The following is a 26721-nucleotide window of genomic DNA, read 5'->3' as shown; positions in this document are numbered from 1 at the left end:
GGCGATACCCATCGATGGGTATCGCTTCGCTCTCCCATCCTGCGTGTTGCATCCATACTTCCCGGCGCCATCCCCGCGCCTCCACGCCGGCCGCTGAACCCGGCACAGGGCTTCGCCGATGAAATCCATCTTCCTGCGCATCTACGGTGGCATGCTGCTGACCCTGGTGCTGGTCGCCGCCCTCGGCGTGCTGACCCTGCACCTGGTCAACGAGGTGCGCGGCGACCGCTACCGCGAGGAGCTGGCGCGCGGCACCTTCCGCCTGATGGCCGACGAGATGGCGGGCATGGAGGAGGTGGACCGCAAGCGCGCGCTGCTGCAGTGGAGCCGCCTGATGGGCATCCCGCTGAGCCTGCAGAAGCTCGACGCCCTGGGCATGGACGGCCGCGACCGCGCGCGGTTGATGAATAACCAGGTGCTGGTGGAGGCCGACGGGCCGCACCAGGTGCGCATCCATACCCAGGTCAGCCTGCAGGAGGGCCTGGTGCTCACCGGCGAGGTGGAGCAGGTCAGCGAGCAACTGGCGCGGGCCACCATCTATATGCTGATGGACGAGCTGCGCCGCTTCCCCGCCAGCGAGCAGCCCTACCACCTGGCGCGCATCGTGCGCGACAAGCGCTTCGGCTTCGACGTGCACCTGCTGCGCCTGAAGGAGATCGACCTGGACGACGACCAGAGCCGCCGGGTGGAGGAGGGCGACACCGTGCTGGCGCTGGGCAAGAACGGCGACTCCATCCGCGTGGTGGCCGGCATCGTCGACACGCCCTGGGTGCTGGAGCTGGGGCCGATCTACCAGATGAACCCCTATCCGCCGCAACTGCTGTTGCTGATCGCCGCCGTCGGCCTGTCGCTGATCGGCCTCACCCTGTACCTGCTGGTCAGCCGCCTGGAGCAGCGCCTGCGCGGCCTGGAGTCGGCCGCCTCGCGCATCGCCCGCGGCAGCCTGGACACCCGGGTGGAGGAGCGCGGCAGCGACTCGGTGGGGCGCCTGGCCGGCACCTTCAACCACATGGCCGAGCAGATCCAGCGGCTGATCAGCGTGCAGCGCGAGCTGGTCCGCGCGGTGTCCCACGAGCTGCGCACACCGGTGGCGCGGCTGCGCTTCGGCCTGGAGATGATCGAGTCCGCCGAGGACGACAAGACCCGGCACAAGTACCTGGAGGGCATGGACGGCGACATCCAGGACCTCGACCAACTGGTGGACGAGATGCTCACCTACGCGCGCCTGGAGCAGGGCTCGCCGGCGCTGACCTACCAGAGCGTGGAACTGGGCGCGCTGGTGCGGCAGGTGGTGGCGGAAATCGCCCCGCTGCGCGGCGAGGTGCAGGTGACCTGCGAGGCCGGCGCGCTGGTGCCCTTCGACCAGGGCAGCTGGATCGAGGCTGAACCACGTTATCTGCACCGCGCCTTGCAGAACCTGCTGAGCAACGCCATCCGCTACGCCGAGACGCGGGTGCGGGTGAGCTACCGGGTCAGCCTGGACCGCTGCCAGGTGGACGTCGAGGACGACGGCCCGGGCGTGCCGGAGGACCGCTGGGAGCGCCTGTTCACACCGTTCTTCCGCGTCGACGACAGCCGCACGCGGGTCACCGGCGGGCACGGCCTGGGGCTGTCCATCGTGCGGCGGATCATCCGCTGGCACGGCGGCCGGGTGTCCATCGCCCGCAGCCAGGCCCTGGGCGGCGCCTGCTTCACCCTGGCCTGGCCGCGGCGCCAGGCGCCCAAGGAATAGCCCGTGGCGGGTGAGGGTGGACGTTCTGCGGGTTCATATTATATATTTTTATATATTGTAATTTCATAGAGCGTTCCCATGCCCGCCGCCCCAGCCATCGACCTGCAACGCCTGCGCCGCTCCGCCGACCAGGCCGGGCGCCTGCTCAAGGCCCTGGGCAACCCCGACCGCCTGTTGCTGCTGTGCATGCTGTCTCAGGAAGAGCTGCACGTCGGCGCCCTGGAGGAGCGGGTGGGCATCGGCCAGCCGACGCTGTCCCAGCAACTGGGCGTGCTGCGCCGCGAGGGGCTGGTGGCGACGCGCAAGGAGGGCAAGCAGGTGTACTACCGCATCAGCAGCCCGCAGGCGCTGGCGGTGATCCAGACGCTCTACCAATTGTTCTGCGCAGAGGATGCCGAATGAACATCGACTGGACTGCCTTCACCCCCTGGAGCGCCCTGGCCGGCGGCGCGCTGATCGGCCTTTCCGCCGGCCTGTTCGCCCTGCTCAACGGCCGCGTGGCCGGCATCAGCGGGTTGCTCGGCGGCCTGCTGGCCAGAGGCGGCGCCGGCGGCGAGCGCCTGGCGTTCCTCCTCGGGCTGCTGCTGGCGCCGCTGCTGTGGCTGGCCTTCGGGCCGCTGCCGGCGCTGCACTTCGACAGCGCCTGGCCAGTGCTGCTGCTGGCCGGGCTGCTGGTGGGGCTGGGCAGCCGCTATGGCGCCGGCTGCACCAGCGGCCATGGCGTGTGCGGCCTGGCGCGGCTGTCGCCGCGGTCGCTGCTGGCCACGCTGTGCTTCATGGCTAGCGGCTTCGCCACCGTCTTCTGCATCCGCCACCTGCTGGGAGCCTGAACATGGCCCGCCTGAGCGCTTTCCTCTGCGGCCTGCTGTTCGGCCTGGGCCTGCTGCTGGCCGGCATGGCCGACCCGGCCAAGGTGCTGGCCTTCCTCGACCTGGCCGGGGCCTGGGACCCGTCCCTGGCGCTGGTGATGCTCGGCGCCATTCTCACCGCCTTGCCGTTCTTCGGCCTGGCCCGCGGCAAGGCGCACGGCTTGCTCGGCGGCGCCATGCAGCTGCCGACGCGGCGCGACCTGGACCGCCGCCTGGTGCTGGGCAGCCTGGTGTTCGGCGTCGGCTGGGGCATCGCCGGCATCTGCCCGGGGCCAGCGCTGGTCGGCCTGGGCGCCGGCCACTGGCAGGCGGCGCTGTTCGTGCTGGGGATGCTGGCCGGCATGGCGGCGTTCGAATGGCGGCAGCGGCGCAAGGGCGCGGGGGCATGAAGCCGTGCCTTAGACGCAGCGCCGCCCGCCGCCTACGCTACCCGGAGATTCCCCTGCGAACCGAGGCCCCATGTCCGACCTGAACGACCCCCGCGTCTTCTTCGCCGCCGAGCGCACCCTGCTGGCCTGGAACCGTACCGCCCTGGCGCTGATCGCCTTCGGCTTCGTGGTGGAGCGCACCGGCCTGCTGCTGCGCCTGATGCACGCGGGCCTTGAGACCGCGGCGGCGCTGCGCATGTCGTTCTGGGTGGGGCTGGGCTTCATCCTGCTCGGCTGCGTGGCCGCCTGCAGCTCGGCGCTGCAGTACCGCAACGTGGTGCGCGGGCTGAAGCCGGTGGAGATTCCCGAGGGCTACCGGGTCAACGCCGGGCCCTGGCTCAACCTGACGGTGGCCGGCCTGGGCCTGCTGCTGACGCTGTATCTGGCGTTGTAGCCTTGCGAAGAAATTGACCTTCAGGTCAATAAATGCAGAATGCTGGCATGCCCATCGGCACCGACGCCCGCGGCCAAGCCCATGGCGTTGCCCTTAATGGGTATTGCTGCGGCACGGGTATCGTTATGTAATTTTTGATATAACGATTCTCCGGCAGCGGGCCCCGGACAGACCGGGGCCCTCCAGCGTCGCGCCGTGGCATCCGTCAGGAAGGAACACCGAGAATCACATGGGAAGCCTTGATCACCGCCGTGGCCTTGACGCCGGCCGCCAGCCCCAGTTCGGCGACGGCGTCGCGGGTGACCACCGCCACCACTTCGCTGCCACCGCCAAGGTCCAGCACCACCTCGGCGTTCACCGCGCCGTCGGCCACCGACTTCACCGTGCCGGCCAGGCAGTTGCGCGCCGACAGGCGAATGCCCTCGGCATCGGTCATCAGCATCACCCAGGGCGCCTTGACCAGCGCCACCACGTCCTTGCCCTGGGCCAGGCCGAGGCTCTTCACGCTTTCCTCGGTGACGATGGCCACCAGGTCGTTGCCGCCGGGCAGTTGCACCACCACCTCGGCATTCACCGCGCCGTTGCGCAGTTGCTTGACCGTGCCGCGGAACACATTGCGCGCGCTGACTTTCATGTCTTTCTCTCCTTGGCTCCAGTGAGGTCAGGAAGGTATAGCAGAGCCGGCGGGCCCCTCGAAGCAGAACGACAGCCAACCACTGGAGCACATCGATGAAACACACATTCGCCCGCCTTTCCCTGGCCCTGGCGGCCTGCCTGGCCACCCACGCGGCGCTGGCCGACGAGGTGCAGGTCGCGGTCGCGGCCAACTTCACCGCGCCCATCCAGGCCATCGCCAAGGACTTCGAGAAGGACACCGGGCACAAGCTGGTGGCCTCGTTCGGCGCCACCGGGCAGTTCTACGCGCAGATCAAGAACGGCGCGCCCTTCGAGGTATTCCTCGCCGCCGACGACAGCACCCCGGCCAAGCTGGAGCAGGAGAAGGCGGTGGTCCCCGGCTCGCGCTTCACATACGCCATCGGCAAGCTGGCGCTGTGGTCGCCGAAGGACGGCTACGTCGACGCCAAGGGCGAGGTCCTGAAGCAAGGCGGCTTCCAGCACCTGTCCATCGCCAACCCGAAGACCGCGCCCTACGGCCTGGCCGCCACCCAGGTGCTGGACAAGCTCGGCCTGAAGGACAAGCTGACCGGCAGGATCGTCGAGGGCCAGAACATCGGCCAGGCCTACCAGTTCGTCTCCAGCGGCAATGCCGAACTGGGCTTCGTGGCGTTGTCGCAGATCTACAAGGATGGCAAGGTGACGGCCGGTTCGGCCTGGATAGTCCCGGCCGACCTCTATGAGCCGATCCGCCAGGACGCGGTCATCCTCGAAAAAGGCAAGGACAACGCCGCGGCCAAGGCCCTGGTGGACTACCTGAAGGGGCCGAAGGCGGCGGCGGTGATCAAGGCCTACGGCTACGAGCTGTAAACAGGGAAAACGATGCACCTGACCGCGGCGGACCTCACGGCGATCCGGCTCACCTTGGAGCTGGCCACCGTCAGCACCCTGATCCTGTTGCTGCTGGGCACCCCCATCGCCTGGTGGCTGGCGCGCACCCGTTCGTGGCTCAAGGGCCCGTTGGGTGCGCTGGTGGCCCTGCCACTGGTGCTGCCGCCGACGGTCATCGGCTTCTACCTGCTGGTCACGCTGGGCCCCAACGGCCCGGTGGGCCAGCTCACCGACGCCCTCGGCTGGCAGCGCTTGCCGTTCAGCTTCGCCGGGCTGGTGGTGGGCTCGGTGATCTACTCGCTGCCCTTCGTGGTGCAGCCGTTGCAGAACGCCTTCGAGGCCATCGGCACGCGCCCGCTGGAGGCCGCGGCGACCTTGCGCGCCGGGCCCCTGGACACCTTCTTCAGCGTGGTTCTGCCGCTGGCGCGGCCGGGCTTCGTCACCGCCGCCATCCTCGGCTTCGCCCATACCGTGGGCGAGTTCGGCGTGGTGCTGATGATCGGCGGCAACATCCCCGGCCAGACCCGCGTGGTCTCGGTGCAGATCTTCGACCACGTCGAGGCCATGGAGTACGCCCAGGCGCACTGGCTGGCCGGCGGCATGGTGGTGTTCTCCTTCTTCGTGCTGCTGGCGCTGTACTCCACGCGCCGCAGCCACTCGGCCTGGAACTGAGATGCCGGCAGACATCCAAGCGCGCTTCCTGCTCGAATACCGCAGCTTTACCCTGGACGTCGACCTGCACCTGCCGGGCCGCGGGGTGACCGCGCTGTTCGGCCATTCCGGCTCCGGCAAGACCACAGTGCTGCGCTGTGTGGCCGGCCTGGAAAGGCCGCGCGAGGCGCGCCTGGTGGTCAATGGCGAAACCTGGCAGGACAGCGCCCAGGGCCTGTTCCTGGCGCCGCACAAGCGCGCCATCGGCTATGTGTTCCAGGATGCCAACCTGTTCGAGCACCTGTCGGTGAAGCGCAACCTGCGCTATGGCATGAAGCGCGTGCCGGCGCGCGAGCACCGTGTGGCCATGGACCAGGCCTGCGAACTGCTGGGCATCGGCCACCTGCTCGAACGCATGCCGCGCCACCTGTCCGGCGGCGAGCGCCAGCGGGTGGGCATCGCCCGCGCCCTGCTGACCAGCCCGCGCCTGCTGCTGATGGACGAGCCGCTGGCGGCCCTGGACCTCAAGCGCAAGGCGGAAATCCTGCCCTACCTGGAGCGCCTGCACGACGAGCTGGACATCCCCATCCTCTACGTCAGCCATTCGCCGGACGAAGTGGCGCGCCTGGCCGACCACCTGGTGCTGCTGGAAGCCGGCCGCGCGCTGGCCAGCGGCGCGGTGGGCGAGACCCTGGCGCGCACCGACCTGCCCACCTCGCTGCTGGAAGACGCCGGCGTGGTGATCGACGGCCAGGTACTGGGCCACGACGCCGAATACGGCCTGCTCGACCTCGGCCTGCCCAACTGCGGCGAACGCATCCGCCTGGCCCATGGCCCGCTGCCGGTGGGCAAGGCGCTGCGCATCAAGGTGCAGGCCCGCGACGTCAGCCTGACTCTGCAGCGCCCGCAGCGCAGCAGCATCCTCAACCTGCTGCCGGCCACGGTGATCGAGCTGGCTCCCACGGATACGCCGGCGCATCTGCTGGTGCGGCTGGATGTGGGGGGGAATCCGTTGTTGGCGCGGATTACCCGGTATTCCTGCGAGCAGCTGGGGTTGCGGGTGGGGCAGGGGGTGTGGGCGCAGGTGAAGTCGGTGGCGGTGTTGGCCTGAGGGGGTCTCGTAGGAGCGTGCTTGCGCCGGGGCATCCGGCGTGGCTCCGACGGCGGCTCCGGGCCTGGCAACGAGCGGGACGTGACCAAGGCCAAGCGGCGGATAACGCCGTAGGCGTTATTCGCCCTACGCCAAGGTCGGGCCAGGCGTAGGGCGAATAACCGTTCGCGGTTATCCGCCGCTACACCTTCCTTGCCAGCCACTCCATGGCTGAACCTGGCGCTGCGTCGCGCGGACCGCCGATGTTCTGCTAGAACAACGGCAACGTATAACTCACGATCAACCGGTTCTCATCCTGGTCCCGCTGCGTCGCCGTGCCCGAGCCGCTGACCGGCAGGCCGCTGCGCATGGTGGCGTTCTTCCAGGCCAGGCCCAGGCCCTTGAAGGTGCCTTCGGGTACCACGTAGCCCAGAGCGATGTCGCGCTCCCACTCGCCCTGGTCGCCGCGGCCGGTCCTGATGTCGTCGGCGTTGAGGTAGAGCACGCTGAAGGTCAGGCCGGGCACGCCGAGCTTGGCGAAGTCGTAGGCGTAGCGGCCGATCCAGGTGCGCTCGCCGGCGTGGTTGAACTTCAGCAGCTGGGCGTCGGTGTGCAGGTAGGTGCTGGTGCCTTCGCCGTCGCCGCGGTTCAGGTAGGGGAAGTCGCTGTCGCCGGTGAGCACCTGGTAGCCGGCGCCGATGCTGTGGCCGGCGAGGCTGTAGGTGAGCAGGCCGCTGTAGACGTTGTTGTCCACCTCGCCCTTGGTCACGCCGCTGCCGTAGTAGCCGCTGCTGACGTAGCCGTCGGCGCGGCCGGAGGCGCTGCCGTTCTTGCCGTCGGAATCGCTGATGAACACCCGCAGGTCGGTCTTCAGGGTGCCCGGGCCGACCGCCCAGTTGTGCGTCAGGCCGAGGAAGTGCTGCTGGTAGAAGTCGCTCAGCTGGCCGTAGTAGTACTGCAGCGTCAGGTCCTTGGTGGCCTTGTAGTCGCCGCCGGCGAAGTAGAACTTGTTGCTGTCGCGGGAGCTGGCGCTGCTGCCGTTGGCGCCGGCGATGGACATGCTGCGCCAGTCGGTGGAGTTGCGGCCCTTGGTGTGGGTCAGCTGGCCGCCGATCAGCGTCAGGTCCTTGAACTCGTTGGAGGTGACCTGGCCGCCCTCGTAGGTCATCGGCAGCAGGCGCGCGTCGTTGTAGACCACCACCGGCAGCTTGGGCTGCAGGGTGCCGTAGCGGAACTCGGTCTTCGACACCCTGGCCTTGGCGGTCAGGCCCAGGCTGCTGAACTCGTCCACCGCGCTGCCGTCGCTCTCCAGCGGGAAGATGGTGCCGGGCTGGCGGTCGATGCCGCTCTTGCCGGACTTGCCGCCGCCGTCCAGGCGCAGGCCGAGCAGGCCCAGGGCGTCGACGCCGAAGCCGACGGTGCCCTCGGTGAAGCCGGAGGCGTAGTTGAGCATGAAGCCCTGGCCCCATTCTTCCTGCTTGCTGGGCGAGGCGGGGCCGTTGCGGTTGTCGGTGTTGATGTAGAAGTTGCGCAGGCCGAGGCTGGCCTTGCTGTCTTCGATGAACCCGCCGGCGCTGGCCTGCTGGGCGAGGACGCCCGCGGCGATCGCCAGGGCGAGGGTGGATCGCTTCATTGTCATGCTCCTTGGTCCGTTCTTTTTCTATGTATGTGGCCGGGGTGGCGCCGTCCGCGCCGGCCAGGGTAGCCGCGGCTGGCGTCCATCGCTATATGTTTTTGTATATAGCGATAGGCGCAAGACGTGATTGCCGTGACGATGACGCGGTCAGGCAACGGCTAGGGTCGGTCGCTGGACGCGGTGCATGAGGCCAAATTCTGACTTTCCAGTCAATGGCCGCGATGCCGCACCTTGGCGGCGGAGCGCTAGGCGACCGCCACCAGGCTCAGCAGGCGTCCGTCGAACAGCGCGTACTGCGCCTCCAGCTCGCGGCCGTGGTGCCATTCCGCGGACAGGTCGCAGAGCAGGCGCAGGCGCGCGCGGCCTTCGGCGTCCCAGGCCAGCAGTTCGGCATCCTCGAAGTAGAAGCGCCGGCCCACCAGGGGGTAGAGGGCCTTGAACAGGCTTTCCTTGAGCGAGAAGGTCAGGGTCACGCCCAGGCCGACCTGCTCCGGCGCCAGACGTTCGCGCTCGGCGGGGGTGAGGATTTCCTCCAGCAGGCGGCTGGCGCGGGCGTCGTCCAGCAGCGTCTCGACGTCCAGGCCGAGGCTGCGCCAGGCGTCGCGGCGGGCCACCACGGCGGCGGCCCAGTCGTTGCCATGGGTGATGGAGCCGACCAGCCCGCCCGGCCAGATCGGCGCGCGGTCCGGAGCCAGGCCCGGCGCCTGCGGCAGGCCGGTCAGGCGCTGGATGCCGGCGCGGGCGCACAGGCGCCCGGCGAGGAACTCGGCGCGGCGCTTGGCCACCGCGCGGCCGATGTTCGGCGGCAGGTCCACGCCGTGGCGGCCGAAGGCCTGGGCGTCAAGCTTCTGCGGCTGGAAGCGGCAGCTGTGGAGCAGGGCGCCGGGCAGCGCCTGGGGCAGCGGCCAGTGCGCCTGGGGCGGGGTGAGGAAGTCGTCGGTGTCGGGCATGGCGGGGATTCTGCCCGGCCGCCGGACGCGGTGCCAGTGGATTCGCGTGGCGAGTGACCGCCCAGTCGCGTCCGGGCGGTCACGCAGCGTTTACATTCGCTTGCAAAGGCTTACCGAAGCGCTACGGATCGGCGGCCGGGGAATTTGCCACACTGCGCCTCGCGTTCCTTTGCCGGAACGCAGGTGAGGTTGTTGTCGGAGCCGCGTGCTCCGGCTTTTTCACAGATCGTGGCGGGAGCCCCTTTTCGGGCTCCCGTTTTTTTTTGCCCGGCCAAGCGCCAACACCCCCGTAGGATGGGTTGAGCGAAGCGATACCCATCGCCCTTCAGTCGGCCTTCTGCTGGAAGATGTCCTTGAGGAAGGCCTGCAGGTCGGCCCAGGACTTCTGGTCGGCGGTCTTGTCGTAGCCCACGTCCAGGCCGTGGCCCTTGTGCTTGTCGGCGTCGGGGTTGGTGAAGCTGTGCTTGGCGTTGGGCTGGACGACGAACCTGTAGTCCACCTTGGCGGCGTCCATCTCCTGCTTGAAGGCGGCCACGCTGTCGGCCGGCACCAGGGTGTCGGCGCCGCCGTGCTCCACCAGCACCTTGGCGGTGACCGCGCCCGGCTGCGCCGGGGTGGCGGTGGCCAGCACCCCGTGGAAGCTGGCCACGCCCAGCAGCGGCAGGCCCTGGCGGGCCATGTCCAGCACCACCTTGCCGCCGAAGCAGTAGCCGATGGCGGCGATCTTGGTCGGGTCGGTCTGCGGCTGTTTCTTCAGCAGGTCCAGGCCGGCCTGGAAGCGCGCCTTGGCGGCGTCGGCATTCTTCAATGCTTCCTGCATGAAGGCCTGGGCCTGCTCGGGGTGCTCGGCCACCTTGCCCTCGCCGTACATGTCGATGGACAGCGCCGCGTAGCCCAGCGCGGCGAGGTCGCGGGCGCGGCGCTTGGCGTAGTCGTTCAGGCCCCACCATTCGTGGACCACGATGATCCCCGGGCGGATGCCGGCCTGGGCGTCGTCGTAGGCGAAGTAGCCGACCAGCTTGGTACCGTCGGTGGCCTGGTAGGGGATTTCCTGGGTCTTGACCTCCGCCTGGGCGGCGAAGCCCAGGCCGAGCAGCAGCAGGGTGGCGAGCAGGCGCATGGGCGTTTTCTCCAGAGGGTGGACTGAAAAAGATAGCCGGTTGTGCGGCGGAGGTCGGATTTTGCCGGCGCAACCGCTCAAGCCCGCGGCATGGCGTGAAAGCCGCGGCGCCATCGGCTACCCTTGCCGGGCCAGTCAGCCGTGCGGGACCCACAACGGATGTTCGACCTCAGTACCTGGAACCTCACCCTTCCCGAAGGCCGCCCGGCCAGGACCATTTCCACCCCGGTGCTGCAGCGCGACTACCAGAGCCCGTATTTCCACCGCAGCGCCGACGGCGTGGAGTTCTGGGTGCCGGTGAACGGCAGCCACACGCGCAACAGCGAGTTCCCGCGCACCGAACTGCGCGAGACGCGCAGCGACGGCTCGCCCTACACCTGGCGCTATCCCAACGTCGACAGCCTGCTGCGCGCCACCCTGCACGTGGACGCGGTGCCCTCCATGCGGCGCATGGTGATCGGCCAGATCCACAGCGACGGCGCCGGCAGCGGGGACGCCGCGCCGCTGCTGAAGCTGGTCTACCAGCTGCGCCTGGACCAGGGCCGGGTGCTGGCGCAGATCCGCGAGCGCCCGGGCGACGCCACCGCCATCACCTACACGGTGCTGGACGGCATCCCCTTGGGGCGGGAGTTCGACTACCGCATCGGCGTGTCGCGCACGGGTGTGCTGAGCATCGAGGTCAACGACCAGCGCCTGGTCCGCCAACTCGACCCGCAGTGGGCGCGCCAGGGCCTGTACTTCAAGGCGGGGCTGTACCTGCAGGATAATCGCGGCCCCGCCAGCGAAGGCGGGCGGGCGACCTTCAGCGCCCTGTCGATCATGCACCGTTGAGGAATTGCCCCATGCTGCCTTCCCGAATCCTCCCGGCCCTGCTGCTCGCCGCCGGCCTGTCCCAGGCCCCGGGCGCCGTGGCCGACGAGTTCTCCGCCTGCCTCGCGCGCCTGCAACCGCAGGCCGCCGCCAAGGGCGTGAGCGCCGCGGCCTACCAGCGCTACACCGGCGGCCTTGCGGCCGACCTCAGCGTGCTGGATCTGCTCAATGCCCAGCCGGAATTCGTCACCCCGCTGTGGGACTACCTGGCCGGGCTGGTGGACGAGCAGCGCGTCGCCGACGGCAAGGCCATGCTGGCGCAGCATGCCGAGCTGTTCGAGCGCGTCGCCCGCCAGTACCGGGTGGACAAGTACACGGTGGCGGCGGTGTGGGGCGTGGAGAGCGACTTCGGCCGCATCACCGGCAAGCGTCCGCTGCTGGTCTCGCTGGGCACGCTGTCGTGCTACGGGCGGCGCCAGGCGTTCTTCCAGGGCGAGTTCTTCGCCACCCTCAAGCTGTTGCAGCAGGGCGACCTGCGCGATCCGGCCATCACCGGCTCCTGGGCCGGCGCCTTCGGCCAGACGCAGTTCATGCCCAGCACCTACGCGCGCATCGCCGAGGACTTCGACGGCGACGGCCACCGCGACCTGGTGGGCAGCGTGCCCGATGCCCTGGCCTCCACCGCCAACTACCTGCGCAAGGCCGGCTGGGTGCCGGGCGCGGCCTGGGGCTACGAGGTGAAGCTGCCGGCGAACTTCGCCGAGTCCCAGGCCGGGCGCACCAAGCGGCGCACGGTGGCGGACTGGCAGGCCCTGGGCGTGAAGCGCATCGACGGCGGGCCGCTGCCGGCCGGCGACGCCCGCGCCGCCATCCTGCTGCCCACCGGCAAGGCCGGCCCGGCCTTCCTGGTGCTGCGCAACTACGACGCCATCTATTCGTACAACGCGGCGGAAAGCTACGCCCTGGCCATCGCCCTGCTGTCCGACCGCCTGCGCGGCGAGCCGGGCCTGCGCACCCCCTGGCCCACCGACGACCCCGGCCTGAGCCGCGCCCAGCGCAAGGAGTTGCAGCGACTGCTACTGGCCCGCGGCCACGCCATCGGCGAGCCGGACGGGCTGATCGGCGACAACACCCGCCGCGCCATCCAGGCCGAGCAGCAGCGCCTGGGTTTGCAACCGGCCGATGGCCGCGCCGGGCAGAAGATCCTCAAGGCCCTGCAGGCCACGCATTGAACCGTAGGGCGAATAACCGTTCGCGGTTATACGCCGATACACCGAGGCCATGGCCAACGCCCAGGTCAACCCCGGAGCCGCCGGGAATCAAGGTCAAACGGCGGATAACGCCGTAGGCGTTATGCGCCCTACGGGTTGCCCCGTGTCGCCGTAGGATGGTGTTGAGCGAAGCGATACCCATCATCGCGGCCATAGGGGTTCGCAAGGCTCAACCCATCCCACGGGGCCAAGGCACCGCGAGCCTTCCGTTCAGGCCAGGTTCAGCGGCGCGTCAGGTAGCGTTCAGTGGCCGCCCCTTAACCTGCACTCCGTCAACCCCTTACCCACATCCTTGACGGAGAAACGCCATGAACCTGCTGCAGAAGCTCACCCTTGCCACCGCCATCCTCGGCGCCTCGGTCGGCGTCGCCCAGGCCTCGGAAAACTTCGCCGGCCTGACCTGGGGCGAAACCAGCAACAACATCCAGAAATCCCACGCGCTGAACCGCAACCTCAACGATCCCAAGCTCGACAGCGTGATCAACAACAGCAGCACCTGGGGCGTGCGCGCCGGCCAGCAGAACGACACCGGCCGCTACTACGCCACCTACGAGAACACCTCCGACACCCACCGCGGCCTGAAGCTGCGCCAGCAGAACCTGCTCGGCAGCTACGACGCCTTCCTGCCGCTCAACGACCAGGGCACCAAGCTGTTCGGCGGCGGCACCCTGGGCCTGACCAAGCTGGAACAGGACTCCCGCGGCTACAGCCGTGACAGCGACATCGGCTACGCCATCGGCGCCCAGGCCGGTATCCTCCAGGACATCGGCCGGAACGCCTCGCTGGAAGGCGGCTATCGTTACCTGCGTACCAACGCCAGCACGGAAATGAGCCCGCACGGCGGCGACAAGGTCGGCTCGCTGGACCTGCACAGCAGCGCGCAGCTCTACCTGGGCGCCAACTACCGGTTCTGACTGGCAGGGGGCCGGGCTCGCGGCTCGGCCCCGCATAAGGAGGAAGTCCCATGAAACTACTGGTGGTGGAGGACGAGGCGCTGTTGCGTCATCACCTGTACACCCGCCTCGGCGAACAGGGCCACGTGGTCGACGCCGTGGGCAACGCCGAAGAGGCCCTGTACCGGGCCCACGAATACCATCACGACCTGGCGATCATCGACCTCGGCCTGCCGGGCATGAGCGGCCTGGACCTGATCCGCGAGTTCCGCAGCCAGGGCAAGGCCTTCCCGATCCTCATCCTCACCGCCCGCGGCAACTGGCAGGACAAGGTCGAAGGCCTGGCCGCCGGCGCCGACGACTACGTGGTCAAGCCGTTCCAGTTCGAGGAGCTGGAGGCGCGCCTGAACGCCCTGCTGCGCCGCTCCAGCGGCTTCGTCCAGGCCACCATCGAGGCCGGCCCGCTGCTGCTCGACCTGAACCGCAAGCAGGCCTCGGTGGCCGGCGAGACCCTGGGCCTGACCGCCTTCGAGTACCGCATCCTCGAATACCTCATGCGCCACCACCAGCAGGTGGTGAGCAAGGAGCGGCTGATCGAGCAGCTCTACCCGGACGACGACGAGCGCGACCCCAACGTCATCGAGGTGCTGGTCGGCCGCCTGCGGCGCAAGCTGGAGAGCCACGAGGGCTTCCGCCCGATCGACACCGTGCGCGGCCAGGGCTACCTGTTCACCGAGCGTTGCCGCTGATGCGCTCGCTGCGCCTGCGCCTGATGCTCGGGGCCGCGGCCCTGGCTATCCTCTTCATGCTGGCCCTGCTGCCGGCGTTGCAGCGGGCGTTCAGCATCGCCCTGGTGAACGCCATCCAGCAGCGCCTGGCCTCGGACGTCGCCACCCTGGTGTCGTCCGCGCGCATCGACGGCGACCGCCTGAGCATGCCCGAGCACCTGGCGGTGGAGGACTTCAACCTGCCGGAGTCCAAGCTGCTGGGCTACATCTACGACCGCGAGGGGCGGATGGTCTGGCGCTCCACCTCGACCCAGGACGAGAGCGTGCAGTACGTGCCGCTCTACGACGGCGAGCCCGACGTGTTCACCCGCGCCCGCGACGACCACGGCAACGAATTCTTCGTCTACGACGTGGAGATCGACCTGGTGGGCGGCAAGCAGGCCGCCTACAGCATCGTCACCATGCAGCCGGTGAGCGCCTTCCGCGAGTTGGTGCACGGCTTCCGCGAGCAGTTGTACATCTGGCTCGGCGGCGCGCTGCTGCTGTTGCTCGGGCTGCTCTGGCTCGGCCTGGGCTGGGGCTTCCGTTCCATGCGCGGAATACGCGAGGAGCTGGACCAGATCGAGGCTGGCGAGCGCGAACGCCTGAGCGACGAACACCCCAGCGAGATGCTGCGCCTGACCGACTCGCTGAACCGCCTGCTGGACGGCGAGCGCAGCCAGCGCGAGCGTTACCGCAACTCCCTGGCGGACCTTGCGCACAGCCTGAAGACGCCGCTGGCGGTGCTGCAGGGGGTGAGCGAAAACCTCGCCGACGAGCCGCGCAACCGCGAGCAGGTGCAGGTGCTGCAGAGCCAGATCGAGCGCATGAGCCAGCAGATCGGCTACCAGTTGCAGCGCGCCAGCCTGCGCAAGAGCGGCCTGGTGCGCCACCGCGTGCAGCTCGGCCCGCTGCTGGACACCCTGGCCGGCGCGCTGGACAAGGTCTACCGCGACAAGCGGGTGATCCTCGAACGCGACTTCCCTGAGCACCTGAGCCTGCCGCTGGAGCAGGGCGCGCTGCTGGAACTGCTCGGCAACCTGCTGGAGAACGCCTACCGCCTGTGCCTGGCCCGCGTGCGCATCAGCGCCCGCCAGCAGGACGGCGGCTACGAACTGCGAGTGGAAGACGACGGCCCGGGCATCCCCCCGGACCAGCGCCAGCGCATCCTCCAGCGCGGCGAACGGCTGGACACCCAGCACCCGGGGCAGGGCATAGGCACGGCGGTGGTGATGGACATCCTCGACAGCTACGGCGGCAGCCTGGCGCTGGACGACTCCGAACTGGGCGGCGCCTGCTTCCGCATCCGTTTGCCGGGGTAGAGGCGGCGAAAGGCACGCAGGGCGCGCTTCTGCATCGGTGCTTGCCAGGAACCGTAGGCGTCATGCGCATTTACGAATCAGGTCTGCGCCAGGTGCTTCAAGCGGTGATAGCGGATACAGCCGAGCAAACCCTGGGCGAACAGGTAGGTGAAGAGTGCCGCGATCAGCGCCGTCAGTGTCATCCGCCCCAGAAAGGCCACCAGGAACAGGGTGCAGAGCTGGTACACCAGCAGCAGCGCCGCGCAGACACGGCTCTTGCGATAGACGCCGAGTGCGAGCGCTAGCAGCACGGCTGCGCTGATGCCGGTGGCCTGGATGAGCAGGTGGGGCAATCCACCCCGGCTCAACCCGTGGACCACCACCATGGCGGCCAATGCGCTGCCGATGCAAGCGCCGATCCAGGCCTGGGAGATGTGCAGCTCGGCCATGCGCAGAGCCTTGTTGGCGGATTCCTGTTCGTGCACCGTGGCCTTCGGCTGGACGTAGGGATTTTCTTCCATCGCTTGCGTACCTTCCTTGGTGAGTAGTCGCGCAATGCTAGCGCCTCTCCCGCCATTTCACTAGCGACATCACTCCCCCTGCCGCGCCCGGTACGCCCCCGGCGTCAGCCCGGTCCATTTCTTGAACGCGCGGTGGAATGCCGAGGGCTCGGAGAAGCCGAGCTGGTCGGCGATGTCCTGGATCGACAGTTCGTCGCGGCCCAGGTGGTAAATGGCCAGGTCGCGGCGCAGCTGGTCCTTGAGTTCCTGGAAGTTCGGACCTTCCTCGCGCAGGTGGCGGCGCAGCGTCTGCGGGCTCATGTGCAACTGCTGCGCCACGCTTTCCAGGTCCGGCCAGCGCCGGCAGTCGCGGCCGAGCAGGCGGCGGATCTGGCTGGTCAGGCTGTCGCCGCCGTCCGGGCGAGCCAGCAGGTCGGCCGGGGAGTCCTTGAGGAAGTGCTTGAGGCTGCGCTCGTCCTGCAGCAGCGGCATGTCCAGGTAGCGCGCGTGGAAGCTCAGCCCGGTGCTGTCGGCGGCGAAGCGCCGCGGGCAGGGGAACAGCAGGTCGTACTCGGCGGCGTGGGCCGGCTCGGGATAGGCGAAGCGGGCTTCGTCCAGGCGGATGCGCTGGCCGATCAGCCAGCTGCCCAGGCGATGCCAGATCACCAGCAGGCTCTCGGTGAGGAAGTGTTCCGGGTCCTGCAGCGCGCTGTGGTCGATGACCAGCTCGGCGCGCTCGCCGTCGCGGCGCAGCTCGATGCGCGGCGCGGCGGGGAACAGGTCGTAGAAGAGCGCGCCGCGGCCCAGGGCCTTCTCCAGGGTGCGGCACTGGATGATGGCGTGGCACATCATGGCGAAGGTGCCGCGCTTGCTGCGCACCTCGCCGAAGCCCATGTACTCGTCGTCGAGGTCTTCCCAGACCAGTTGGATCAGCCGGCCGAACTGCTCCGGCGAGACCCGCGCCCGCGGCTCTTCGAGCAAGGCCGGCTGGATGCCGGCGGCGCGCAGCAGCGGCAGGGGGTCGTGGCCCTGCTGGCGGGCGCCGCGCAGGGCGGCGCGGACGAAATGGCTGGCGATGGTGCGTTCACGCATGGGTTTTCCTTGTTCTGCTGCGTGTGTGCCGGGCGCCGGTTCGCGGCGGCCGTGGGGCAAATCTAAGGCACCCGGGGCCCTGGCGGATACCCGCCAAGTGGCGGGAAACCCGCCGCGGACTTGGCGGATTTCCGCCATCGATCGGCCCGCATGTCGCTTTGGTGTTTTTGTAAGCTATTGAAAATAAAGTAAAAATATAAAGATGGCGATTTGGCACAGGGCTTGCCAATAGGGTTCAAGGCCTGCCGACGGGCAGGACGAAAACAAATTCTCCCACTGAAGGGAGATAACGCTTCGGGCAACGCGCCGCCGCCAGGAAGGCGGGCCGCCAGCTCAAGAGGACCCTGCCGCAATGACCAAGCAACCCTTCTACAAGAGCCTGTACGTGCAGGTGCTGATCGCCATCGCCATCGGCATCGCCCTGGGCCACTACTATCCGCAGACCGCCGTGCTGATGAAGCCCCTGGGCGACGGCTTCGTCAAACTGATCAAGATGGCCATCGCGCCGATCATCTTCTGCACCGTGGTCACCGGCATCGCCGGCATGCAGAGCATGAAGGCTGTAGGCAAGACCGGCGGCATGGCCCTGCTGTACTTCGAGATCGTCTCGACCATCGCGCTGATCATCGGCCTGGTGGTGGTCAACGTGGTCCAGCCCGGCGCCGGCATGCACGTCGACCCGGCCAGCCTGGACACCAGCAAGATCGCCGCCTACGCGGCCGCCGGCGCGAAGCAGAGCACCGTCGACTTCCTGATGAACATCATCCCCAACACCGTGGTCGGCGCCTTCGCCAACGGTGACATCCTGCAGGTGCTGTTCTTCTCCGTGCTGTTCGGCTACGCGCTGCACCGCCTGGGCAGCTACGGCCAGCCGATCTTCCAGTTCATCGAGCGCTTCACCCAGGTGATGTTCAACATCATCAACGTGATCATGAAGGTCGCTCCCATCGGTGCCTTCGGCGCCATGGCCTTCACCATCGGCGCCTACGGCGTGGGTTCGCTGGTGCAGCTGGGCCAGCTGATGGCCTGCTTCTACATCACCTGCCTGCTGTTCGTGCTCATCGTCCTGGGCGGCATCGCCCGCGCCCACGGCTTCAACATCCTGAAGTTCATCAAGTACATCCGCGAGGAACTGCTGATCGTCCTCGGCACCTCGTCCTCGGAATCGGCGCTGCCGCGCATGATCGCCAAGATGGAGAAGCTGGGCTGCGACAAGAGCGTGGTCGGCCTGGTGATCCCCACCGGCTACTCGTTCAACCTCGACGGCACCTCGATCTACCTGACCATGGCCGCGGTATTCATCGCCCAGGCCACCGACACCCCGATGGACATCACCCACCAGCTGACCCTGCTGCTGGTGCTGCTGATCGCCTCCAAGGGCGCGGCGGGCGTCACCGGTTCGGGCTTCATCGTCCTGGCCGCCACCCTGTCCGCCGTGGGCCACCTGCCGGTCGCCGGCCTGGCGCTGATCCTCGGCATCGACCGCTTCATGTCCGAGGCCCGCGCGCTGACCAACCTGGTGGGCAACGGCGTGGCCACCGTGGTGGTTGCCAAGTGGTGCAAGCAGCTGGACTCCGCGCAACTGGACCGCGAACTGGCCGCCGGCCCGTCGGCGCTGGAAGCCAAGGAGGCCCAGGCCGCCTGATACCTCCCGGTTCTCCGGTTGGGCGCGGCGACGTGAAGCGCCGCGCCTCCTTCAAGCCCGCCCCGCAGCGGGCTTTTTTATGGGCGGGGAGATTGTAGGAGCGAGGGGGACGCCTAGTTCTTGCTCGCGAACGAGGTTTACCGGTGGCTGTCGTGTTTCAGGTTGACTCCGTCCCCTCTCCCCAACCCTCTCCCTGAAGGGAGAGGGAGCTGTCCGTGCCGAGAAAGGATTTGGTGTCGGCCGGCAACTCTGGAGCTGCCGGCTGACTCTGGAAAGCCCAACTGCTCCGAACGGCCCCTCTTCCTTCAGGGAGAGGGAAAGGAGTCACCCCAAAGTCTCTGGGCTCCCGCGTACGCGGGAATGACGGGGTGGAAGGATGGTGCCTGACTTGCAGCCCGCTCAGGACAGCCCCCTCTCCCTTCAGGGAGAGGGTTGGGGAGAGGGTGCTCTAATTACCCAGCACCGCAGCCACCGGCAAACCCCGTTCGCGAGCAAGCTCGCTCCTACGAAGGCAGCCAGCGGCACAAGCTCAAAGAATGATCTTGTCCTTGAGCTTCTCCACCGCCTGCTGCAGCGCCTGGATCACCCGGTCCTTGTCGAAGTTCTGCACGTTGTTGGTGTCCAGGTACATGGAGAACCCCGGCAGCTCGTGCTCGATGAAGCTGGGGTTGGCGCCCAGGTCGCGACGGAAGTCCACCGCCTGGTAGATCTGCACCGGCTTGCTGAAGCCCTTGACGCTGATCTGGCCCTTGTCGCGGCACATGATCACGTCCTTCACCAGCGAGTAGGTCTCGTGGCTGAGGAGGATCTCGCCGGCCTCGGCGGCGCTTTCCAGGCGGCTGGCGAGGTTCACCTCGCGGCCGATGATGGTGTAGTCCATGCGCGTTTCGGCGCCGAAGTTGCCCACCGTGCAGTAGCCGGTGTTGATGCCCATGCGCACCTCCAGCGGCTTGGTGATGCCCTGGGCGCGCCACTGCTGGCGCATCACCTTCATGTGCTTGCGCATGGCCACGGCCATGGACACCGCGGCCACGGCGTCCTTCTTCGCGCCCTGGGTGGTGGGGTCGCCGAAAAACACCATCACGCAGTCGCCGACGAACTTGTCGATGGTGCCGCCGTACTTGAGGGCGATCTTCGACATTTCGTTGAGGTAGTTGTTGAGCATGTCGGTCAGGGTTTCGGCTTCCAGCTCCTCGGACAGCTCGGTGAAACCCTTGATGTCGGAGAAGAACACCGTGAGCTTCTTGCGCTGGGTTTCCAGGCGCACGCTGCGCTTGCCGCTGAAGATGGATTCCCAGACCTGCGGCGACAGGTACTTGGCCAGGTTGTGCGCCAGCCGCGCGGCCTTTTCCTGCTCGCGGGCGATCTCGCCGCGCACCTGGGCCAGGCGCAGGCCCTGCTGGTGGGTGAAGTAGGCGGTGACGCAGATGTAGAAGGCGCAGAACAGCACGCTGACCAGGTTCACCAGCAGCGGCGCATTGCCCTTGAAGCCCGGGCCGGCCAGCGCGCCGGTGAGCACCGCGGCGCTCAGCGCCATCAGCAGGGCCAGGCCGAGGGTGCGCAGGCCGCCGACGACCAGCGAGGAGAAGGCCAGGATCAGCACCAGCATCAGCGCCGGCACCACCGAGAAGCCCAGCAGGGCGGCGCCGGCGCCGGTGTGCAGGGCGTCCAGGGCCTGCAGGACCAGGCGTGTCTGCTGCGGGTGGCTGTGCTTGTAGCGGCGGCTCAGGTTCTGCGCCAGGTGCGGGTAGAGCAGGGCGTAGGGGACCATCCAGAGCGCGTCGTAGCCGAAGTACTGGCTGAAGGTGCCGGCGCTGACGGTGGCGGCCACGGCGAGGTAGGCCAGGACGCGCGAATGGTACTCGCGCAGAGGGGCGGCGCCAGGTCGGGACGGCGTTTCGGAACGGTTGGGCTTCATGCGCTCGGATTATCCCTGATCGGTGATGGCGCATTCTGACGTGCGCCTTCCACAAGTACGACCTGGGGATCTTAACCAAGCGCCCATCCGCCGGCCAGTGACGATTCATCGCCCCGGCCGGCGGCCGGTTTCAGTCGGCGTCCCGCGCCATGTAGATGGACTGCCGCGGCTTGGCGAAGACGCGCCGCAGCATCGGCTCGAAGAACTCCAGCGGCAGCGTCTCGCCCTCGGGGTCGAAGGCCGCGGCGTCGTAGCGCGCGCAGAACTCGATGGTCTGCTCGAACTGCGGGTGGTCCTTGAACTGCTCGCGCAGGTGGCGGTCCAGGCCCAGGTGGTGGAAGAAGTAGTAGCCCTGGAAGATCGCGTGCTTCTCGATCATCCAGTGGTTCTCCGGGCTGACGAAGGGCTTGAGGATGGCGGCGGCGATGTCGGCGTGGTTGTAGGAACCGAGGGTGTCGCCGATGTCGTGGAGCAGGGCGCAGACCACGTATTCCTCGTCGCGGCCGTCGCGGTGGGCCAGGGTGGCGGTCTGCAGCGAGTGGCTCAGGCGGTCCACCGGGAAGCCGCCGAAGTCGCCGTCGAGCAGGCGCAGGTGGGCGAGGATGCGGTCGGGCAACTGGGTGGCGTAGGCGGCGAAATCCTGGGCGATGATCGACCAGTCCTCGACGCTGCCGTCTTCCATGTGGGTGAACTTGGCGCGGGCATTCATCGGGCTGTCCTCTTGTGATTGTCGTTTGGACGGCCTTCAGTCTAGGGGCCCGGCCCGAGCCGGCCAGTGGCCGCGGCGGACAGGCTGCTGTCTCTCCGGACACGCCCATTCAGGCCGCGAAGCTCCCCGCGCGGGCGCATTCGCCGGGTCGATGGAGCCTGCCTCAGGGGTTCTCCGGGTCGTGTCCGAGGGACTGCAGGAACAGCGAGAACAGCTCCGGCTGCGAGGAGATGTCCAGCTTGGCGTAGAGGTGCCGGCGGTGCACCTTGATGGTCTCCGGGGAGATGGCCAGGCGCTCGGCCATGGCCTTGGAGGAGTAGCCGCGCAGGATCAGCCGGGCGATCTCCAGCTCGCGCTCGGAGAGCACCCCGGCGCCGAAGTGGCTGAGGGCGTCGCGCACCTGGGTGGCCACGCCCTCCGGGTTTGCCGGCAGCAGGCGCTGGCTGCGCTGCTGCCAGTGCTGCTGCATCAGCGCCAGCACCCAGGGGCAGAGCATCGCCAGCAGGCCGCACTGTGCGGCGTCGAACGGCTTGCGCATGCCCAGGGACAGCGACAGCGCGCCCTGGCCGGGCAACTGCAGGATGAACTGCACCTCGTCTTCCAGCACGTTGTCGTGGAAGTAGTTGAGGAAGTATTCGCTCTGGCGGAACTGGTCCGGGGCCACTTCCTCCAGGCGGTACAGGCCGCTGGGCAGGCCTTCGCGGCAGGCCTGGTAGAAAGGGTCGAGCTGGTACAGGCCGCTGAGGTAGGCGGGCATGGCCGCCGAGACGGCCTGTGGATCGGCGTCGTATTCCTCCAGCGCCACCGGGGTGGCGTTGGCGGGGTAGAAGGCCGCCAGGGCGTTGTCGAACGGCAGCCACTGGTGCAGCAGCAGGATCAGCTGCTTCCAGAAGCGCGGCTGGCCGATCTGCTCGATGGCGCGGCCGAGGTTGGCGTGCATGCCGACTTCGCGAAACAGGTTGTGCATCCCCGGGGCTCCGGCGCGAAAGGTCACCCGGTTTCCTCTTTTTCAGGCCCCGCCGTCAAGGGGCGTAACCCCAAATGGTGATTGGCCGCCAGGGCCCGGCCGCCCAGACTGCGGGCCATGCAGCGTCCCGCGCAGAGGGCGCCACAAGGGTTTTCGTTCCTGCCTCAACCGCCAATAACAATTCGAGGAAAACGACATGAGCTCTCCCGCAGCGCCGGACGGCGCGCTCAAGCCCAGCCTGGGCGTGTTCGACGTGGTCGCCATCACCGTCTCGGCGGTCACCCCCGCCAGCAGCGTATTCGTCATCGCCCCCTTCGCCATCCAGCAGGCCGGCAGCGGCGCCTTCCTGGCCTTCGTCATGGCCGCGGCGCTGGCGCTGATGTTCGCCTGGTGCTACGCCGAGCTGGGCCGCGCGCACAGCTCGGCCGGCGGCGAGTACGTCTACGCCAAGCGGGTGTTCGGCGGCATGGCCGGCTACGCCACCTTCCTCGCCGTGCTGGTCTCGCTGCTGTTCATCCCGCCGGTGCTGGCCACGGGCGCGGCCACCTACCTCAACGGCGCGCTGGGCACGCAGTTCGACACCCAGACCGTGGCCCTGGTCATAGTCGCCGCCAGCTACGTGCTGGGCATCCTCAACATCCGTGTCAACGCCTGGGTCACCGGCGTCTTCCTGCTCTGCGAAGTGGCCGCGCTGCTGGTGATAGTGGTGCTCGGTTTCGGCCACGCCAGCCAGCCGCTGAGCGTGCTGCTGCAGCCGCAGACGCTGAGCGGCGGCGTGCTGGCGGCGGCGCCCTGGGCGCTGGTGATAGGCGCGGTGGGCACCGCGGTGTTCTCCTACAACGGCTTCGGCGGCGCCGTGCTGCTGGCCGAGGACATGAAGGACGGCGGCCGCAGCGTACACCGCGCGGTGCTCTGGTCGCTGGTGCTGGTGGTGGTGATCGAACTGGTGCCGCTGACCGCGCTGCTGATCGGCGCGCCCTCGCTCAAGGACATGCTCGCCAGCCCCGACCCCATCGGCTACCTGCTCACCGCCCACGGCAACGCCACGCTGTCGCGGCTGGTCAGCGCCGGCATCTTCCTCTCGGTGTTCAACGCCATAGTCGCCATCGTCATCCAGGTCGGCCGGGTGATCTTCAGCAGCGGCCGCGACGCCCTCTGGACACCGACGCTGAACCGCGCCTTCACCCGCATCCACCCGCGCTGGGAGTCGCCCTGGCTGGCCACGCTGTTCCTCGGCGTGCCCTCGGCGGCGCTGAGCTTCAGCTCCAACCTGGAGGAACTGACGTCCTTCACCGTGTTGCTGCTGGTGCTGATCTACCTGGTGGTGGCCCTGTGCGCGCTGTTCAGCCGCGTGCTGCGCCGCGACCGCGAGCACCCCTACCGCATGCCGCTGTGGCCGCTGCCGGCGCTGCTGGCGGTGGTCGGCGCCGGCTACCTGCTGCTCAACCTGTTGCTGGAAGCCTCGGCGCGGGATGTGATGACCATTATCGGGATACTGGCCGTGTCGGTGATTCTCTACGGCACCTACGGCAAGTTGAGCCCGGCTTTCCAGAAACTCTGAAGACCACAGGAGTCCCCATGCGCGCTCGTCAACTCGGCATCACCCTGGGCCTGGGCACGCCCGGCGCATTCAATGCCATCACCGATGTCCCCGGCGTTCGCGTCGGCCACAGCACGCTGATCGCCGAGCGTGACGGCAGGCAGGTGTGCACCGGCGTCAGCGTGGTCCAGCCCCGCGCCGGCGAGGCCCGCCTGCAACCCTGCTTCGCCGGCGTCCATGTGCTCAATGGCAACGGCGATGCCACGGGCCTGGAGTGGATCCGCGAGGCCGGCCTGCTGACCACGCCCATCGCCATCACCAACACCCACAGCGTCGGCGTGGTGCGCGACGCCCTGGTGGCCGCCGAGCGCGACGCCCTGGGCGACCCGGCAGTGTACTGGTGCATGCCGGTGGTGATGGAGACCTACGACGGCCTGCTCAACGACATCTGGGGCCAGCACGTCGGCCCCGAGCAGGTGCGCCAGGCCCTGGCCGGCGCCGAGTCCGGGCCTGTGACCGAAGGCCCGGTGGGCGGCGGCACCGGGATGATCTGCCACGAGTTCAAGGGCGGCATCGGCAGCGCCTCGCGCAAGCTGCCGGCGGAGCAGGGCGGCTGGACGGTGGGCGTGCTGGTCCAGGCCAACCACGGCCAGCGCCGCGAACTGCGCGTCGACGGCTACCCGGTGGGCCGGGTGCTGGGCGACATTCCCTCGCCCTTCGCGGAAAAGGGCGAGCCGGGCATGGGCTCGATCGTAGTCATCATCGCCACCGACGCGCCGCTGCTGCCGCACCAGTGCCAGCGCCTGGCGCAACGCGCCTCCATCGGCATTGCCCGCACCGGCGGCGGCACCGAGGACAGCAGCGGCGACATCTTCCTGGCCTTCGCCACCGGCAACCGGGACCTGCCGCCGGCCGACTACGGGCGCAAGGGCCTGCCGCAGAGCACGCCGCTGCAGATGCTCAACAACGAGCACATCTCGCCGCTGTTCGCCGCGGCGGCGGAGGCGGTGGAGGAAGCCATCGTCAACGCCATCCTGGCCGGCCGCGAGATGCGCACGGCGGACGGCACGCTGGTGCCGGCGCTGGGCGGGGAGCGCCTGCTGGAGGCGTTGCGCGAGATGGGGTGGCGGCAGCGTTGAGGAGGCGGGGGTTCCGTCCGCGATTCGTGCGCAGGTCGCGATGACATCGGCGCGCGGGCTTTCCCTCACCCCAGCCCTCTCCCAAAGGGAGAGGGGGCTGGTTGTGCCGAGAGGCGGCCTGGTTTCAGCCGGCAATCCCTGTGCTAGCCGGCTAACGCCGAAATACCAACGCACTCCGAACGGTCCCCTCTCCCTCCGGGAGAGGGTTAGGGTGAGGGAGCCGCAGGCCTGCCCAGGCCGAGAGGCACGGCATTTCCCCTGCCCGCGAATCGCGCGCAGGGCGCGCTCCTACATGGGAATGACATTGGCGTTCGGGCTTTCCCCTCACCCCAGCCCTCTCCCGGAGGGAGAGGGGGCTGGTCCGTGCCGAGAGGCGGCCTGGTTTCAGCCGGCAATCCCTGTGCTGGCCGGTTAACGTCGAAATACCAACGCACTCCGAACGGTCCCCTCTCCCTCCGGGAGAGGGTTAGGGTGAGGGGGCAGGCCATGAGGCACGGCATTTCCCCTGTCCGCGAATTCGCGCGCAGGGCGCGCTCCTACAGGGGAATGGCGTGGGTGGGGCAGCGTAGGAGCGGATCTCATCCGCGAATCGCGCCGGGACGTCCGGCCATCGCGGACAAGGTCCTACGGTTCCAGGAAGCACGGCTTTTCGTAGGATGGTGTTGAGCGAAGCGATACCCATCACCACGGCAGCATGGGTATCGCAAGCTCAACCCATCCTACGAAGAGCGCCTCGGCGCAGCTTGCGCTATCAGTTACCGCTATAGATCTGGTCGAACACCCCGCCATCGGCGAAGTGGGTCTTCTGCACCGTGCGCCAGTCGCCGAAGGTCTTCTCCACCGAGAAGAAGTCCACCTTCGGGAAGCGGTCGGCGTACTTGGCCAGGATCGCCGGGTTGCGCGGGCGCAGGTAGTTGTCGGCGGCGATGGTCTGGCCCTCGTCGGACCACAGGTATTTCAGGTAGGCCTCGGCCTGTTCGCGGGTGCCTTTCTTCTCGACCACCTTGTCGACCACCGCCACCGGCGGCTCGGCCTCGGCGGAAACGCTCGGGTAGACCACCTCGAAGCCGCCGCGGCCGAATTCGCGGGCGATCATCTCGGCCTCGTTCTCGAAGGTCACCAGCACGTCGCCGATCTGGTTCTGCATGAAGGTGGTGGTCGCCGCGCGGCCGCCGGTGTCCAGCACCGGTACGTGCTTGAACAGCTGGCCGACGAATTCCTTGGCCTTGGCTTCATCGCCGCCGTGCTTGAGCGAGTAGCCCCAGGCGGAAAGGTAGGTGTAGCGGCCGTTGCCCGAGGTCTTCGGGTTGGGCACCACCACCTGCACGCCGTCCTTGAGCAGGTCCGGCCAGTCGTGCAGGCCCTTGGGGTTGCCCTTGCGCACGATGAACACGGTGGCCGAGGTGAAGGGCGCGCTGTTGTTCGGCAGGCGGGTGGCCCAGTCCTTCGGCACCAGGCCGCCGTTGTCGGCCAGGGCGTCGATGTCGGTGGCCTGGTTCATGGTGATGACGTCGGCCGGCAGGCCGTCGATCACCGAGCGCGCCTGCTTGCTGGAGCCGCCGTGGGACATCTGGATGGTGATCTTCTCGCCTTTCTCCGCTTCCCAGTGCTTCTGGAAGGCGGGGTTGTACTCCTTGTAGAAGTCGCGCATCACGTCGTAGGAGACGTTGAGCAGCGGCGGCGCGGCCTGGGCGGCGCCGGCCAGGGCCATTCCGGCGGCCAGCAGGGAGGCGGCGAAGAGTCGTTTCACGGGCGGTTCCTTCTCGGCAGTGTTGGATCGCCCGATTATGCCC

Annotated in this window: 26 protein-coding genes; 16 read left to right on the top strand and 10 right to left on the bottom strand. The window is 68.3% G+C overall.

Annotated elements, in window-relative coordinates:
* Positions 1 to 118 precede the first annotated feature (118 nt).
* The 5 genes from FG99_RS14855 to FG99_RS14835 all read left to right on the top strand — a co-directional run bounded on the left by FG99_RS14855 (position 119) and on the right by FG99_RS14835 (position 3423).
* Complete coding sequence (locus FG99_RS14855) at positions 119 to 1732, top strand: ATP-binding protein (protein ID WP_043270716.1); 1614 nt, start codon at positions 119 to 121, stop codon at positions 1730 to 1732.
* Between the two features lie 78 nt (positions 1733 to 1810).
* Positions 1811 to 2134 carry an ArsR/SmtB family transcription factor gene (locus FG99_RS14850; protein ID WP_043270714.1) on the top strand — a complete coding sequence of 108 codons (324 nt, stop codon included), beginning with the start codon at positions 1811 to 1813 and terminating at the stop codon, positions 2132 to 2134.
* Positions 2131 to 2562 carry a YeeE/YedE family protein gene (locus FG99_RS14845; protein ID WP_043270712.1) on the top strand — a complete coding sequence of 144 codons (432 nt, stop codon included), beginning with the start codon at positions 2131 to 2133 and terminating at the stop codon, positions 2560 to 2562. Before FG99_RS14850 ends, FG99_RS14845 begins: the two co-directional genes overlap by 4 nt.
* A gap of 2 nt (positions 2563 to 2564) precedes the next feature.
* Positions 2565 to 2990, top strand: a complete 426-nt coding sequence (locus FG99_RS14840) for a DUF6691 family protein (RefSeq protein WP_043270710.1) — start codon at positions 2565 to 2567, stop codon at positions 2988 to 2990.
* Between the two features lie 70 nt (positions 2991 to 3060).
* Positions 3061 to 3423 carry a YidH family protein gene (locus tag FG99_RS14835; RefSeq protein ID WP_009621770.1) on the top strand — a complete coding sequence of 121 codons (363 nt, stop codon included), beginning with the start codon at positions 3061 to 3063 and terminating at the stop codon, positions 3421 to 3423.
* A 205-nt stretch (positions 3424 to 3628) separates the two neighbouring features.
* On the opposite strand, the gene FG99_RS14830 is transcribed toward FG99_RS14835, so the two are convergent.
* Positions 3629 to 4057, bottom strand: coding sequence for a TOBE domain-containing protein (locus tag FG99_RS14830; RefSeq protein WP_043270708.1), 429 nt, complete (start codon positions 4055 to 4057; stop codon positions 3629 to 3631).
* Positions 4058 to 4152: 95 nt separating this feature from the next.
* On the opposite strand from FG99_RS14830, the gene modA reads away from it, so the two are divergent.
* Genes modA through modC form a run of 3 tightly spaced genes read left to right on the top strand, consistent with a single transcriptional unit; the run spans position 4153 to position 6691 of the window.
* Positions 4153 to 4908 (top strand): molybdate ABC transporter substrate-binding protein, encoded by a 756-nt coding sequence (gene modA, locus FG99_RS14825; RefSeq protein WP_043270706.1) that lies wholly within the window; start codon positions 4153 to 4155, stop codon positions 4906 to 4908.
* A gap of 12 nt (positions 4909 to 4920) precedes the next feature.
* Positions 4921 to 5601, top strand: coding sequence for a molybdate ABC transporter permease subunit (gene modB, locus FG99_RS14820; protein WP_043270704.1), 681 nt, complete (start codon positions 4921 to 4923; stop codon positions 5599 to 5601).
* 1 nt (position 5602) lies between these two features.
* Positions 5603 to 6691, top strand: coding sequence for a molybdenum ABC transporter ATP-binding protein (gene modC / locus FG99_RS14815; RefSeq protein ID WP_043270702.1), 1089 nt, complete (start codon positions 5603 to 5605; stop codon positions 6689 to 6691).
* Positions 6692 to 6941: 250 nt separating this feature from the next.
* Here the strand turns inward: modC and FG99_RS14810 are convergent, their stop codons facing one another.
* The 3 genes from FG99_RS14810 to FG99_RS14800 form a co-directional block, all read right to left on the bottom strand.
* Positions 6942 to 8309: an OprD family porin gene (locus FG99_RS14810; RefSeq protein ID WP_218187148.1), complete on the bottom strand. Its 1368-nt coding sequence runs from the start codon at positions 8307 to 8309 to the stop codon at positions 6942 to 6944.
* A gap of 242 nt (positions 8310 to 8551) precedes the next feature.
* Complete coding sequence (locus FG99_RS14805; protein WP_009621779.1) at positions 8552 to 9256, bottom strand: 4'-phosphopantetheinyl transferase family protein; 705 nt, start codon at positions 9254 to 9256, stop codon at positions 8552 to 8554.
* A 325-nt stretch (positions 9257 to 9581) separates the two neighbouring features.
* On the bottom strand, positions 9582 to 10376 hold the full coding sequence (locus FG99_RS14800; protein WP_043270698.1) for a dienelactone hydrolase family protein: 795 nt from the start codon (positions 10374 to 10376) through the stop codon (positions 9582 to 9584).
* A gap of 159 nt (positions 10377 to 10535) precedes the next feature.
* Here FG99_RS14800 and FG99_RS14795 point away from each other — a divergent pair, with 159 nt between their 5' ends.
* The 5 genes from FG99_RS14795 (at position 10536) to FG99_RS14775 (ending at position 15439) form a co-directional block, all read left to right on the top strand.
* Positions 10536 to 11207 carry a polysaccharide lyase family 7 protein gene (locus FG99_RS14795; RefSeq protein ID WP_043270696.1) on the top strand — a complete coding sequence of 224 codons (672 nt, stop codon included), beginning with the start codon at positions 10536 to 10538 and terminating at the stop codon, positions 11205 to 11207.
* A gap of 11 nt (positions 11208 to 11218) precedes the next feature.
* Entirely contained in the window at positions 11219 to 12418 is a 1200-nt protein-coding gene (locus FG99_RS14790) for a lytic murein transglycosylase (RefSeq protein WP_043270694.1), read from the top strand.
* A gap of 347 nt (positions 12419 to 12765) precedes the next feature.
* Positions 12766 to 13371, top strand: coding sequence for an outer membrane beta-barrel protein (locus FG99_RS14785; RefSeq protein WP_043270692.1), 606 nt, complete (start codon positions 12766 to 12768; stop codon positions 13369 to 13371).
* A 50-nt stretch (positions 13372 to 13421) separates the two neighbouring features.
* On the top strand, positions 13422 to 14099 hold the full coding sequence (locus FG99_RS14780) for a response regulator (protein WP_043270690.1): 678 nt from the start codon (positions 13422 to 13424) through the stop codon (positions 14097 to 14099).
* Positions 14096 to 15439 (top strand): ATP-binding protein, encoded by a 1344-nt coding sequence (locus FG99_RS14775; RefSeq protein WP_024128601.1) that lies wholly within the window; start codon positions 14096 to 14098, stop codon positions 15437 to 15439. Before FG99_RS14780 ends, FG99_RS14775 begins: the two co-directional genes overlap by 4 nt.
* Before the next feature lie 77 nt (positions 15440 to 15516).
* Here the strand turns inward: FG99_RS14775 and FG99_RS14770 are convergent, their stop codons facing one another.
* Complete coding sequence (locus FG99_RS14770; RefSeq protein WP_043270688.1) at positions 15517 to 15939, bottom strand: hypothetical protein; 423 nt, start codon at positions 15937 to 15939, stop codon at positions 15517 to 15519.
* A 69-nt stretch (positions 15940 to 16008) separates the two neighbouring features.
* Positions 16009 to 17010 carry an AraC family transcriptional regulator gene (locus FG99_RS14765; protein ID WP_009616959.1) on the bottom strand — a complete coding sequence of 334 codons (1002 nt, stop codon included), beginning with the start codon at positions 17008 to 17010 and terminating at the stop codon, positions 16009 to 16011.
* A gap of 352 nt (positions 17011 to 17362) precedes the next feature.
* Between FG99_RS14765 and FG99_RS14760 the strand changes: the two genes are divergently transcribed.
* A complete protein-coding gene (locus tag FG99_RS14760; protein ID WP_043270686.1) occupies positions 17363 to 18655 on the top strand; it encodes a dicarboxylate/amino acid:cation symporter in 1293 nt (430 codons plus the stop codon).
* Between the two features lie 529 nt (positions 18656 to 19184).
* Here the strand turns inward: FG99_RS14760 and FG99_RS14755 are convergent.
* The 3 genes from FG99_RS14755 to FG99_RS14745 form a co-directional block, all read right to left on the bottom strand.
* Positions 19185 to 20573, bottom strand: a complete 1389-nt coding sequence (locus FG99_RS14755; RefSeq protein WP_043270684.1) for an adenylate/guanylate cyclase domain-containing protein — start codon at positions 20571 to 20573, stop codon at positions 19185 to 19187.
* A gap of 130 nt (positions 20574 to 20703) precedes the next feature.
* Complete coding sequence (locus FG99_RS14750; protein ID WP_043270682.1) at positions 20704 to 21282, bottom strand: HD domain-containing protein; 579 nt, start codon at positions 21280 to 21282, stop codon at positions 20704 to 20706.
* 163 nt (positions 21283 to 21445) lie between these two features.
* The gene (locus tag FG99_RS14745; RefSeq protein ID WP_043270680.1) at positions 21446 to 22249 is read right to left on the bottom strand and encodes a LuxR family transcriptional regulator; all 804 of its coding nucleotides are present in this window, start codon (positions 22247 to 22249) and stop codon (positions 21446 to 21448) included.
* 196 nt (positions 22250 to 22445) lie between these two features.
* On the opposite strand from FG99_RS14745, the gene FG99_RS14740 reads away from it, so the two are divergent.
* Together FG99_RS14740 and FG99_RS14735 are read left to right on the top strand one after the other, a co-directional pair.
* Positions 22446 to 23810 (top strand): APC family permease, encoded by a 1365-nt coding sequence (locus FG99_RS14740; protein ID WP_043270678.1) that lies wholly within the window; start codon positions 22446 to 22448, stop codon positions 23808 to 23810.
* Between the two features lie 17 nt (positions 23811 to 23827).
* Positions 23828 to 24928: a DmpA family aminopeptidase gene (locus tag FG99_RS14735; protein WP_043270676.1), complete on the top strand. Its 1101-nt coding sequence runs from the start codon at positions 23828 to 23830 to the stop codon at positions 24926 to 24928.
* Positions 24929 to 25679: 751 nt separating this feature from the next.
* On the opposite strand, the gene FG99_RS14730 is transcribed toward FG99_RS14735, so the two are convergent.
* The gene (locus tag FG99_RS14730) at positions 25680 to 26678 is read right to left on the bottom strand and encodes a sulfate ABC transporter substrate-binding protein (protein WP_024128603.1); all 999 of its coding nucleotides are present in this window, start codon (positions 26676 to 26678) and stop codon (positions 25680 to 25682) included.
* Positions 26679 to 26721: the final 43 nt, after the last annotated feature.

It is taken from the genome of Pseudomonas sp. AAC, from assembly GCF_000725445.1.
In the GTDB taxonomy this organism is placed as follows: Bacteria; Pseudomonadota; Gammaproteobacteria; order Pseudomonadales; family Pseudomonadaceae; genus Pseudomonas; species Pseudomonas citronellolis.
Note: the sequence above shows the minus strand (reverse complement) of the source record. Positions and strands in the feature narration are given on the sequence as shown.

Coding starts and splice junctions, on each gene's coding strand:
- FG99_RS14790 (WP_043270694.1), top strand. CDS start 11,219: ATGCTGCCTTCCCGAATCCTCCCGGCCCTGCTGCTCGCCGCCGGCCTG.
- FG99_RS14800 (WP_043270698.1), bottom strand. CDS start 10,376: ATGCGCCTGCTCGCCACCCTGCTGCTGCTCGGCCTGGGCTTCGCCGCC.
- FG99_RS14785 (WP_043270692.1), top strand. CDS start 12,766: ATGAACCTGCTGCAGAAGCTCACCCTTGCCACCGCCATCCTCGGCGCC.
- FG99_RS14805 (WP_009621779.1), bottom strand. CDS start 9,256: ATGCCCGACACCGACGACTTCCTCACCCCGCCCCAGGCGCACTGGCCG.
- FG99_RS14850 (WP_043270714.1), top strand. CDS start 1,811: ATGCCCGCCGCCCCAGCCATCGACCTGCAACGCCTGCGCCGCTCCGCC.
- modC (WP_043270702.1), top strand. CDS start 5,603: ATGCCGGCAGACATCCAAGCGCGCTTCCTGCTCGAATACCGCAGCTTT.
- FG99_RS14810 (WP_218187148.1), bottom strand. CDS start 8,309: ATGACAATGAAGCGATCCACCCTCGCCCTGGCGATCGCCGCGGGCGTC.
- FG99_RS14835 (WP_009621770.1), top strand. CDS start 3,061: ATGTCCGACCTGAACGACCCCCGCGTCTTCTTCGCCGCCGAGCGCACC.
- FG99_RS14830 (WP_043270708.1), bottom strand. CDS start 4,057: ATGAAAGTCAGCGCGCGCAATGTGTTCCGCGGCACGGTCAAGCAACTG.
- FG99_RS14765 (WP_009616959.1), bottom strand. CDS start 17,010: ATGCGTGAACGCACCATCGCCAGCCATTTCGTCCGCGCCGCCCTGCGC.
- FG99_RS14735 (WP_043270676.1), top strand. CDS start 23,828: ATGCGCGCTCGTCAACTCGGCATCACCCTGGGCCTGGGCACGCCCGGC.
- FG99_RS14840 (WP_043270710.1), top strand. CDS start 2,565: ATGGCCCGCCTGAGCGCTTTCCTCTGCGGCCTGCTGTTCGGCCTGGGC.
- modA (WP_043270706.1), top strand. CDS start 4,153: ATGAAACACACATTCGCCCGCCTTTCCCTGGCCCTGGCGGCCTGCCTG.
- FG99_RS14760 (WP_043270686.1), top strand. CDS start 17,363: ATGACCAAGCAACCCTTCTACAAGAGCCTGTACGTGCAGGTGCTGATC.
- FG99_RS14770 (WP_043270688.1), bottom strand. CDS start 15,939: ATGGAAGAAAATCCCTACGTCCAGCCGAAGGCCACGGTGCACGAACAG.
- modB (WP_043270704.1), top strand. CDS start 4,921: ATGCACCTGACCGCGGCGGACCTCACGGCGATCCGGCTCACCTTGGAG.
- FG99_RS14845 (WP_043270712.1), top strand. CDS start 2,131: ATGAACATCGACTGGACTGCCTTCACCCCCTGGAGCGCCCTGGCCGGC.
- FG99_RS14780 (WP_043270690.1), top strand. CDS start 13,422: ATGAAACTACTGGTGGTGGAGGACGAGGCGCTGTTGCGTCATCACCTG.
- FG99_RS14750 (WP_043270682.1), bottom strand. CDS start 21,282: ATGAATGCCCGCGCCAAGTTCACCCACATGGAAGACGGCAGCGTCGAG.
- FG99_RS14795 (WP_043270696.1), top strand. CDS start 10,536: ATGTTCGACCTCAGTACCTGGAACCTCACCCTTCCCGAAGGCCGCCCG.
- FG99_RS14740 (WP_043270678.1), top strand. CDS start 22,446: ATGAGCTCTCCCGCAGCGCCGGACGGCGCGCTCAAGCCCAGCCTGGGC.
- FG99_RS14745 (WP_043270680.1), bottom strand. CDS start 22,249: ATGCACAACCTGTTTCGCGAAGTCGGCATGCACGCCAACCTCGGCCGC.
- FG99_RS14755 (WP_043270684.1), bottom strand. CDS start 20,573: ATGAAGCCCAACCGTTCCGAAACGCCGTCCCGACCTGGCGCCGCCCCT.
- FG99_RS14855 (WP_043270716.1), top strand. CDS start 119: ATGAAATCCATCTTCCTGCGCATCTACGGTGGCATGCTGCTGACCCTG.